This is a genomic window from Enterobacter cloacae complex sp. IR5422 (genome assembly GCF_049238165.1).
Taxonomy (GTDB): Bacteria; Pseudomonadota; Gammaproteobacteria; order Enterobacterales; family Enterobacteriaceae; genus Enterobacter; species Enterobacter roggenkampii.
Genome location: NZ_JBMKHT010000076.1, coordinates 1 through 9,850 on the forward strand (window position 1 = coordinate 1; position 9,850 = coordinate 9,850).

The window sequence follows — 9,850 nt, forward strand, 5'->3', positions numbered from 1 at the left end:
GTCTGGCGGCGTTTACTGGAAAACTCACTGTCGGCAAAAGTCAGTTGCTGGCTCATCCGGTTACTCATTCTGGGTTCAGGTTACAACACGATGATCTCACATCTCGGACTTATTCGCACCTTCCTTAGGCGGCGTATTTATTGTTGCCGGTCTTATTCTGTTAATGAACTATAACCATCCGTATACCTTTACGGCGCAAAAAGCGGTTATTTCTATTCCAATCACGCCGCAGGTGACCGGTGTGGTCAGTGAAGTTACGGATAAAAATAACCAGCTTATTAAAAAAGGCGAAGTGTTATTTAAACTGGATCCTGGCCGCTACCAGGCGCGCGTCGACAGACTCCAGGCTGACCTGGTAACCGCGACGCACAATATCGATAACCTGAAAGCGCAGCTGTCGGAAGCGGTTGCCAATACCACACGCGTCTCCGCTGAGCGCGATCGCCTCTATAAAGATTATCAGCGCTACCTGAAAGGCAGTCAGGCGAAGGTGAATCCTTTCTCTGAAAGCGATATTGATAACGCGCGGCAAAACTATCTGGCACAGGATGCCATGGTGAAAGGCTCCGTGGCTGAGCAGGTGCAGATTCAAAGCCAGTTAGACAGCATGGTGAACGGCGAGCAGTCGCAGATTGCTTCGTTACGTGCCCAGCTTGCCGAAGCCAAATATAACCTGGACCAGACCGTAGTGCGTGCGCCGAGCGATGGTTACATCACCCAGGTGCTGATCCGTCCGGGGACCTATGCCGCCGCGCTGCCTCTGCGTCCGGTGATGGTCTTCATTCCTGAACAGAAGCGTCAGATTGTGGCCCAGTTCCGCCAGAACTCGCTGCTGCGTCTGAAACCGGGCGATGAAGCGGAAGTGGTGTTTAACGCCCTGCCGGGCCAGGTATTCTCCGGGAAGCTCACCGCAATTCTGCCGGTGGTGCCGGGGGGAACCTATCAGGCGCAGGGTGCGCTCCAGTCTCTGACGGTCACGCCGGGCACGGATGGCGTGCAGGCCATCATCGAGCTGAGCCCTGACGCTGAAGTCGATGCCCTGCCGGACGGTATCTATGCCCAGGTGGCGGTCTATTCGGACCACTTCGCTCACGTCTCGGTCATGCGTAAAGTACTGCTGCGTATGACCAGCTGGATGCACTACCTCTACCTCGATCACTAATCCTTCAGGGCAGGAATGCGACATGCAGACCTGCCCTTTTTTCATCGCTTGATCCATACTGACTTTTTTCCGGCATTAAGGATCAGGCAATGAAACTCATCGGCAGCTACACCAGTCCCTTCGTGCGAAAAATCTCGATTCTCCTGCTGGAGAAGGGGATTGAATTTGAATTTGTGAATGAACAGCCTTACAACGCGGAAAACGGCGTTGCGCAGTACAACCCGCTGGGAAAAGTCCCGGCGCTGGTCACGGACGAGGGCGAGTACTGGTTCGATTCCCCAATTATTGCCGAGTACATTGAGCTGCTGGGCGTTGCCCCGGCTATGCTGCCTGCTGACCCAAAAGCGGCGCTGGCGGTGAAGCAGGTCGAAGCCCTGGCCGACGGTATTATGGATGCGGCATTAACCTCCGTACGGGAACAGGCAAGGCCCGCTGCCCAGCAGTCGGAAACGGAACTGTTACGCCAGCGGGAAAAAATCAGCCGCAGCCTGGACAGGTGTGAACAGCTTATCCGGGAGGGAAAGATCGACACCGACAGCCTGAACCTGGGGACCATCGCCATCGCCTGCGCGATTGGTTATCTCAACTTCCGCCACGTCTCCCCGGGCTGGTGCGTCGACCGTCCGCTGCTGGTGAAGCTTGCAGACACGCTGTTTAGCCGCGAGAGCTTTGCCCGTACCGAACCACCAAAGGCTTGACGCGGGTTATAACACTTCGCCGTCGGAGGCGGTACAATCCCCCCCACATGTTAACTCCCTCTCCCGTCGGGAGGGGGGAAGATATTTACTCGCCAGGCGCCTTCATGACTACTCATCATTCGCTGTACAGCCAGATCCCCGCTACCGACCGTCTTCTTCGCGAACCCCGCATTCATGCTGTTGCTGAGCGTTTCGGCCATACCGCGACGGTGGAAATGTTACGCCTGCTTCAGGACGAAGCCCGATGCGCGATTCAGGCAGAAAACGCCTTGCCCGCCTGGTGTAGCGCGTGGGAGCAGGAAGTTGAACAGCGGCTGGATGAGAAGGCGCAAAGCGCATTACGCCCGGTGATAAACCTGACCGGAACCGTGCTGCATACCAACCTGGGGCGCGCGCAGCAGGCGGAAGAGGCCGTTGCCGCGGTCGTGCAGGCCATGCAAGCGCCCGTAACGCTGGAGTACGATCTGGACGGCGCCGGACGCGGGCACCGCGACCGCGCGCTGGCGGAGCTGCTGTGCCAGCTGACCGGCGCGGAAGATGCCTGCATTGTGAATAATAACGCGGCGGCGGTGCTGCTGATGCTGGCGGCGACCGCCAGCGGCAGAGAGGTGGTGGTGTCCCGCGGCGAGCTCGTGGAAATTGGCGGGGCATTTCGTATTCCTGACGTGATGCGCCAGGCGGGCTGTACGCTGCATGAGGTGGGTACCACTAACCGTACCCATGCGAAAGACTATCGCGCGGCGGTGAATGAAAATACCGCCCTGCTGATGAAGGTTCACACCAGCAATTACCATATTGAAGGCTTCACCAAAACGGTTGAAGAGGCGGAGCTGGCGGCGATTGGGCGCGAACTGAATATACCGGTGATTGCCGATCTCGGCAGCGGCTCGCTGGTGGATCTGAGCCTGTACGGGCTGCCAAAAGAGCCGATGCCGCAAGAGATGATTGCGGCGGGCGTTAGCCTGGTCAGCTTTTCCGGCGACAAACTGCTGGGCGGGCCGCAGGCCGGGATTATCGTGGGCAAGCGCGAGCTGATTGCGCAGCTGCAGCAGCATCCGCTCAAGCGCGCCCTGCGCGCCGATAAAATGACGCTTGCCGCGCTGGAGGCGACGCTGCGGCTCTATCTCCATCCGGAAAAACTGGCTGAGCGCCTGCCCACGCTGCGCCTGTTAAGCCGCGATGCCGCCTCGATTCGAGCCCAGGCCGAATTACTGCTGCCGCGCGTCGCTCCTCACTACCCCGATTTTGACGTTCGCATTGAGTCCTGCCAGTCGCAGATTGGCAGCGGTTCGCTGCCGGTGGACAGGCTGCCGAGTGAGGCGCTGACGTTCACGCCGCGTGACGGGCGCGGTAGCCATCTTGACGCCCTGTCGTCACGCTGGCGTGGCCTGCCGACGCCGGTTATCGGGCGGATTTACGACGGCCGAATGTGGCTGGATCTGCGCTGCCTTGAAGATGAAGAGCGATTTCTGGAGATGTTGTTGAAATGATTATTGCCACCGCCGGTCACGTTGACCACGGAAAAACCACGTTACTGCAGGCGATTACCGGCGTAAACGCCGACCGCCTGCCGGAAGAGAAAAAGCGCGGCATGACCATCGATCTGGGCTATGCCTACTGGCCCCAGCCTGATGGCCGCGTGCTGGGCTTTATTGATGTGCCGGGGCATGAAAAGTTTCTGTCTAACATGCTGGCGGGCGTGGGCGGCATCGATCATGCCCTGCTGGTGGTGGCCTGCGATGACGGCGTGATGGCGCAAACCCGCGAGCACCTGGCGATCCTGCAGTTGACCGGCAACCCGCAGCTGACCGTGGCGCTGACCAAAGCCGATCGCGTGGATGACGCGCGCGTCAGCGAGGTGCGCGAAACGGTCCAGGCGACCTTACGGGAGTATGGCTTTGCCGACGCATCGCTTTTTGTCACCGTGGCGACAGAAGGGCGTGGTATCGACGAACTTCGCCACCATTTGCAGCACCTTTCATCACGCGCTCACGCCAGCCATCACCGCTTTCGTCTGGCGATCGACCGGGCCTTTACGGTAAAAGGTGCGGGGCTGGTCGTAACCGGCACCGCGCTGAGCGGTGAAGTCAGCGTGGGAGATACCCTCTGGCTGACGGGCGTGAATAAACCGATGCGCGTGCGCGGACTGCACGCACAAAACCAGCCCGCTGACCGTGCCCACGCCGGACAACGTATCGCGCTGAACATTGCCGGGGATGCGGAAAAAGAGCAGCTGAACCGCGGAGACTGGCTGCTGGCCGATGCTCCGCCGGAACCGTCTGAACGCGTGATTGTCTCCCTGCAGACACACATACCGTTGACCCAATGGCAGCCGCTGCATATTCACCACGCGGCCAGCCATATCACCGGGCGCGTGTCGCTGCTGGAAAACGACCTTGCCGAGCTGGTATTCGATTCGCCGCTCTGGCTGGCAGACAACGATCGTCTGGTACTGCGTGACATTTCTGCAAGGGAAACGCTGGCGGGGGCGCGCGTGGTGGAGCTTAACCCACCTCGACGCGGCAAGCGTAAGCCGGAATATCTGCAGTGGCTGGCCGCGCTGGCGCAGGCCAAAGAGGATAACGCCGCGCTGCGGGTGCACCTCGATCGCGGGGCGGTGAGTCTGCGTGATTTTGCATGGGCACGCCAGCTGAGCGGGGAAGGCTTACGCCAGCTGACCCAGGAGCCGGGCTTTATACAGGCCGGAGACAGCCTGCTCAATGCCCCGGTTGCTGCGCAATGGCAGCGTAAGATACTGAACACGCTTGCGACTTACCACGAACAGCATCAGGACGAGCCAGGCCCGGGCCGTGAGCGTCTGCGACGCATGGCGCTGCCGATGGAAGACGATGCGCTGGTGCTGCTGCTGATCGAAAACATGCGCGAAAGCGGGGTGATTAAAAGCCACCACGGCTGGCTGCACCTGCCGGATCACAAGGCCGGGTTCACCGCAGATCAGGAGGCGATATGGCAAAAAGTAGCCCCGCTGTTTGGCGATGAGCCGTGGTGGGTTCGGGATCTGGCTCGCGAAACCAACACCGACGAGCAGGTGATGCGCCAGGTGTTGCGCCATGCGGCGCAGCAGGGGCTAATCGTCGCGATCGTGAAAGATCGTTACTACCGTAACGATCGCATCGTGGCGTTTGCCAACCTGATCCGCGAGCTGGATCAGGCGCGCGGCTCGACCTGCGCAGCGGATTTCCGCGATCGGCTGAACGTGGGCCGTAAGCTGGCGATCCAGATCCTGGAGTATTTCAACCGCATCGGCTTTACCCGCCGTCGCGGTAACGATCATCTGTTGCGCGATTCGTTATTATTTCCTGAAACTCCGTGACCTCCGTCGTAAACACCGTTACCGGTTGGCGAGAAAATCGCCAGCCGGAACTACCCTTGTTGTACACCAACAGCAAGGAGACGGACATGACAAACAATCCTCCCTCATCGCGTATCCAGCCCGGCGAGTATGGTTTTCCCCTCAAGCTGAAGCCCCGTTATGACAACTTTATTGGCGGCGACTGGGTCGCGCCCGTCGACGGCGAATACTATTCCAACCTGACCCCGGTTACCGGCCAGCCGCTGTGCGAGATTGCCAGCTCCGGTAAGCGTGATATCGACCTGGCGCTGGATGCGGCGCACAAAGCGAAAGAGAAATGGGCTCACACCTCCGTGCAGGACCGGGCGGCGATCCTGTTCAAAATCGCCGACCGGATGGAGCAAAATCTGGAGCTGCTGGCGACAGCGGAAACCTGGGATAACGGCAAGCCGATCCGGGAAACGATGGCGGCTGACGTGCCGCTGGCTATCGACCACTTCCGCTATTTTGCCTCCTGTATTCGCGCGCAGGAGGGCGGGATCAGCGAAGTTGACAGCGACACCGTGGCGTATCACTTCCACGAACCGCTGGGGGTAGTAGGCCAAATTATTCCGTGGAACTTCCCGCTGCTGATGGCGAGCTGGAAAATGGCGCCCGCGCTGGCGGCCGGAAACTGTATTGTGCTCAAACCGGCGCGTCTGACCCCGCTCTCGGTCCTGCTGCTGATGGAAATCGTTGGCGATCTCCTGCCGCCGGGCGTGATTAACGTGGTCAACGGTGCGGGCGGTGAGATAGGGGAATATCTGGCCACCTCAAAACGGATTGCCAAAGTGGCGTTTACCGGGTCGACGGAGGTGGGCCAGCAGATCATGCAGTACGCCACGCAAAACATCATTCCGGTGACCCTCGAGCTGGGCGGGAAATCCCCGAACATCTTCTTCGAGGACGTGATGGAGGAAGAGGATGCCTTCTTCGATAAAGCCCTGGAAGGGTTTGCGCTGTTTGCGTTTAACCAGGGCGAAGTCTGCACCTGCCCAAGCCGCGCGCTGGTGCAGGAATCCATCTACGAGCGCTTTATGGAGCGGGCCATTCGCCGCGTCGAGTCTATCCGCAGCGGTAACCCGCTCGATAATGTCACCCAGATGGGGGCACAGGTCTCGCATGGACAGCTGGAAACGATCCTCAACTACATCGACATCGGCAAGAAGGAGGGGGCGGATATTCTCACCGGCGGACGCCGTAAGGTGCTCGGAGGGGATCTGCAGGACGGGTATTACCTTGAGCCGACGATCCTGTTCGGGCAGAACACCATGCGCGTTTTCCAGGAGGAAATCTTCGGACCGGTGCTGGCCGTGACCACCTTTAAAACGATGGAGGAGGCGCTGGCGATTGCCAACGACACGCCGTATGGCCTGGGGGCAGGCGTCTGGAGCCGCAACGGTAATCTGGCCTATAAAATGGGCCGCGGCATTCAGGCCGGGCGCGTCTGGACCAACTGCTATCACGCCTATCCGGCGCACGCGGCATTTGGCGGTTATAAGCAGTCGGGCATCGGGCGTGAAACCCACAAGATGATGCTGGAGCATTATCAGCAGACCAAATGTCTGCTGGTCAGCTATTCCGATAAGCCCCTGGGGCTGTTCTAATCGCCCAGCTCAGGCCGTCCGTGGGCGGCCTGAGCAATTTGCTGGCGCAGGCAGTTCAGTACGCCATCCAGAACGTGTTGCACGCGCCAGGGCTGGTATTCGCGTTTTCGGAAGATGGCGGTCAGATCGAGCCACCACTCCTCCTGATGCGGGAAGCAGGGGACCAGCATGCCTTTCGTTAATTCTTTTTTCAGGCTCTCTTTTGGCGCAAAAACAATCCCAAGATGATTTCTGGCCAGCTCCAGGGCCGTCTGCGTATTGTCGCAAATATAATTACCGGTCACCCGGTAGTCATGCACGTCATCGCTGCCGTGCACGCGGAAACGCCAGATGTTGGCTTCATCGACCAGCATGGAGTCAATGAGAATACAGGAATGATTAATTAAATCTTCAGGTCCGGTTAAGGGATGTTTATTTAAATATTCTACGGTTGCGAAGGCCGTAACGGAATATTGTGTCAAAACGCTGGCCACCAGGCTTTCGTCTTTCGGCTGAGCATAGGTAATTAAAATGTCGCAGTCATCCGGAAAGGTAACGCCTTCTGAAAATTCATTCCGGTCCAGATTGTAGGTTTTCAGGGAGATGCGGATGTCGCCGATGTCTTCTATCTGATGGATCACGTGTCGCGCGAGGTAGGTCACGATACCTGTTGGGGCATAGATCGTCACTTTTCCGCGCTTTTCATGCTTATAATCAGCAATGAAATTAACAAGCTGGCTGTTCTTATCCAGCGTGGCATTCACGTAGGGGAGTAACGCTTCACCAAACTGGGTCAGGGCCAGCTGCCGCGTGGTGCGCTCAAAAACCTTGAGCCCAACCCGCGTTTCAAAATCAGACAGATATTTACTGACGTTGGCCTGCGCCATACCCAGCAGGGCGGCGGCATCACCAATGCTGTGGGTGGCTGCAATGACGGAGATAATTTTTAATTCGCGTGGTTTTAGCTGTAATGTACTCATCATGCACACCCATCTATATGATTTTATATATAATATTATATAAACCGCAGCGTTGCATTGGCAATTTTGTAACCATTATTATGCGCCTCGCTTGTTTGGCATATATATGGATTACATGGAATGACTATTAAATACAATTTACTGATCGCTGCCACGTTATTTGCATCAACGTCTGCCATGGCCGGTGAATTTTCACTTGGTGCGGGGGCTGTATTTAATGAGTCTCCTTACAAAGGCTATAACGAAAATACGACCGCAGTACCGTTGATTAGCTACGAAGGCGATCGTTTCTACGTTCGTCAGACCACGGGCGGATGGATCCTGTGGAAAGATGCAAAAAATGAATTGAGCCTGACCGCAACGTGGATGCCGCTGCATTTCGACCCTGACGATAACGACGATCATCAGATGAAGCAGCTGGATGAGCGTAAAGCGTCCGCCTTCCTCGGTGGGGCGTACTACCGCCACGAAAGCTGGGGATCGCTGAAAGTGGCGGTCTCTGGTGATGCCACGGATGAAAGCGGCGGCGTGATCGGCGAAGTATCGTACTTCCGTCCGATCAAAATGGAGCGCCTGACCCTGACGCCTTCCGTAGGTGTGTTCTACAGCGACGAAAGCTATAACGACTACTACTACGGCGTATCCGGTAGCGAGTCTCGCCGCTCCGGACTGGATCAATACACCGCCGGCGACAGCTGGACGCCATACGTTGGCCTGGTGGCTAAATATCAGTTAACCCAGAAGCTGTATCTCAACGCCAGCGCGGTCTACACCGTGTTGCCTGACGACGTGAAGAACAGCCCGATGATCGACCGCGACGACAGCTTCGCGCTGATGACCGGCCTGACCTGGCGTTTCTGATGCGTTAAAGCCGGGTGGCGGCGTTGCCTTACCCGGCCTACGATCGTGCCTGCATTTTGATCTGCAATATAACGTATTCCTTTTTCATTTCTCGATGCTTCTTCCTGTTCCGCCAAAACACGGCTGCACTGATGTTCCTTATGCGCTAATGTGATTCGACCCGATAGCAATAGTGTGTATCATGTGTATAATCATGGAAGGATTGGGATGTGAAAAGTGCGGATGTCATTACTGTTCTGATCAGCCATGGCTGGAAATGTGTCAGAACGAAAGGAAGCCATCATCAGTTTCGCCATCCCGAACAGAAAGGGCTGGTTACTGTCCCACATCCCAAGAAGGATATTAAACCGGGCACTCTCGCCCAGATCTGGCGACAGGCGGGTATTAAACACTGATATCAGGAGTAGTTATGTTTTATCCGGCTTACATTCATTCTGACTCCGACGGTAGCGCCAGCGGCTTTTTCCCTGACGTTCCAGGCTGTTTTTTTGCAGGTGATTCCCTGGACGACGCTTTTCAGGATGCGCGTGATGCGCTCACAGCACACTTCGAAGCGCTATTTGAAATGGATAATGCACTGCCTCTTCCGGGTAATGTGGAAGCGCATCTGGAAAGTCGTCCTGAGGATTTCACTGGCGGGCAATGGCTGTTGGTAGATATTAATATGAAACAGTTCGACGGTAGGGCCGAGCGTATCAACATCACGATGCCTCGACGTTTGCTGGTAAAAATTGATTCCTTTGTCAGCGAGCATCCTCAGTTCGGTAATCGAAGCGCATTTCTGGCTGAGGCAGCACGTCGCGTGCTGCCTGGGTAAAGATTAACTATAGAGAGCTGCGGTTGCTTTCAGAATATCGGCAAAGGAATAAATATCATCTACTGTCGCTATGGGGTGGCGCGTTTCGTTTTTTTCTATATCGAAAAGACCGATGTATTTTTGTGAGCGATTAAAATGCAATCGGCAAAGGGGTTTGCGGTTGTTATCGTCTACAAGGATTCCACAATAACTCTTTGTGTCTCTATGGGTAATGCGAGGAGCCTCAAGTACAGTCCGAGTAATTGCTTTTACAATATGAAAACCTTCTAAGGAAGTTGCGATTAAGTGGTCCGCAGCTCCCGATATGACGCCCCAAACCGTCCTTTATCGACGTCCTGTGGCTCAATTTTCCAATTTTCAGCCCAAAATCGTCTCTTCGTGGCTGATTTTGGCC

The 9,850-nt window shown here is 56.5% G+C and carries 9 protein-coding genes and 1 pseudogene; 8 read left to right on the top strand and 2 right to left on the bottom strand.

Annotated elements, in window-relative coordinates; translation table 11 throughout:
• The first annotated feature begins 100 nt into the window (after nucleotides 1–100).
• The 5 genes from ACOTXT_RS21495 (at nucleotide 101) to aldB (ending at nucleotide 6,819) form a co-directional block, all read left to right on the top strand.
• Nucleotides 101–1,162, top strand: a complete 1,062-nt coding sequence (locus ACOTXT_RS21495; RefSeq protein ID WP_421625443.1) for an HlyD family secretion protein — start codon at nucleotides 101–103, stop codon at nucleotides 1,160–1,162.
• Nucleotides 1,163–1,251: 89 nt separating this feature from the next.
• Nucleotides 1,252–1,860, top strand: coding sequence for a glutathione S-transferase (locus ACOTXT_RS21500; protein WP_008502731.1), 609 nt, complete (start codon nucleotides 1,252–1,254; stop codon nucleotides 1,858–1,860).
• Nucleotides 1,861–1,964: 104 nt separating this feature from the next.
• A complete protein-coding gene (selA, locus tag ACOTXT_RS21505) occupies nucleotides 1,965–3,350 on the top strand; it encodes an L-seryl-tRNA(Sec) selenium transferase (RefSeq protein ID WP_008502732.1) in 1,386 nt (461 codons plus the stop codon).
• Nucleotides 3,347–5,194 carry a selenocysteine-specific translation elongation factor gene (gene selB / locus ACOTXT_RS21510; RefSeq protein ID WP_008502733.1) on the top strand — a complete coding sequence of 616 codons (1,848 nt, stop codon included), beginning with the start codon at nucleotides 3,347–3,349 and terminating at the stop codon, nucleotides 5,192–5,194. The genes selA and selB overlap by 4 nt, the downstream gene beginning before the upstream one ends.
• A gap of 86 nt (nucleotides 5,195–5,280) precedes the next feature.
• Nucleotides 5,281–6,819, top strand: coding sequence for an aldehyde dehydrogenase AldB (gene aldB / locus ACOTXT_RS21515; RefSeq protein WP_023345218.1), 1,539 nt, complete (start codon nucleotides 5,281–5,283; stop codon nucleotides 6,817–6,819).
• Here aldB and ACOTXT_RS21520 read toward each other — a convergent pair.
• Nucleotides 6,816–7,781 (bottom strand): LysR family transcriptional regulator, encoded by a 966-nt coding sequence (locus tag ACOTXT_RS21520; protein WP_200925735.1) that lies wholly within the window; start codon nucleotides 7,779–7,781, stop codon nucleotides 6,816–6,818. The two genes, aldB and ACOTXT_RS21520, sit on opposite strands and share 4 nt — an antisense overlap.
• Before the next feature lie 117 nt (nucleotides 7,782–7,898).
• On the opposite strand from ACOTXT_RS21520, the gene ACOTXT_RS21525 reads away from it, so the two are divergent.
• The 3 genes from ACOTXT_RS21525 to ACOTXT_RS21535 all read left to right on the top strand — a co-directional run bounded on the left by ACOTXT_RS21525 (nucleotide 7,899) and on the right by ACOTXT_RS21535 (nucleotide 9,456).
• Nucleotides 7,899–8,639 (top strand): MipA/OmpV family protein, encoded by a 741-nt coding sequence (locus tag ACOTXT_RS21525; RefSeq protein ID WP_047748126.1) that lies wholly within the window; start codon nucleotides 7,899–7,901, stop codon nucleotides 8,637–8,639.
• A 209-nt stretch (nucleotides 8,640–8,848) separates the two neighbouring features.
• Nucleotides 8,849–9,034, top strand: a complete 186-nt coding sequence (locus ACOTXT_RS21530) for a type II toxin-antitoxin system HicA family toxin (RefSeq protein ID WP_071993467.1) — start codon at nucleotides 8,849–8,851, stop codon at nucleotides 9,032–9,034.
• Between the two features lie 14 nt (nucleotides 9,035–9,048).
• Nucleotides 9,049–9,456 (top strand): type II toxin-antitoxin system HicB family antitoxin, encoded by a 408-nt coding sequence (locus ACOTXT_RS21535; protein ID WP_032675741.1) that lies wholly within the window; start codon nucleotides 9,049–9,051, stop codon nucleotides 9,454–9,456.
• Between the two features lie 3 nt (nucleotides 9,457–9,459).
• On the opposite strand, the pseudogene ACOTXT_RS21540 reads toward ACOTXT_RS21535, so the two are convergent.
• A pseudogene (locus ACOTXT_RS21540) lies at nucleotides 9,460–9,726 on the bottom strand (restriction endonuclease); the annotation flags it as partial.
• Nucleotides 9,727–9,850: the final 124 nt, after the last annotated feature.

Coding starts and splice junctions, on each gene's coding strand:
- ACOTXT_RS21500 (WP_008502731.1), top strand. CDS start 1,252: ATGAAACTCATCGGCAGCTACACCAGTCCCTTCGTGCGAAAAATCTCG.
- selA (WP_008502732.1), top strand. CDS start 1,965: ATGACTACTCATCATTCGCTGTACAGCCAGATCCCCGCTACCGACCGT.
- selB (WP_008502733.1), top strand. CDS start 3,347: ATGATTATTGCCACCGCCGGTCACGTTGACCACGGAAAAACCACGTTA.
- aldB (WP_023345218.1), top strand. CDS start 5,281: ATGACAAACAATCCTCCCTCATCGCGTATCCAGCCCGGCGAGTATGGT.
- ACOTXT_RS21520 (WP_200925735.1), bottom strand. CDS start 7,781: ATGATGAGTACATTACAGCTAAAACCACGCGAATTAAAAATTATCTCC.
- ACOTXT_RS21525 (WP_047748126.1), top strand. CDS start 7,899: ATGACTATTAAATACAATTTACTGATCGCTGCCACGTTATTTGCATCA.
- ACOTXT_RS21535 (WP_032675741.1), top strand. CDS start 9,049: ATGTTTTATCCGGCTTACATTCATTCTGACTCCGACGGTAGCGCCAGC.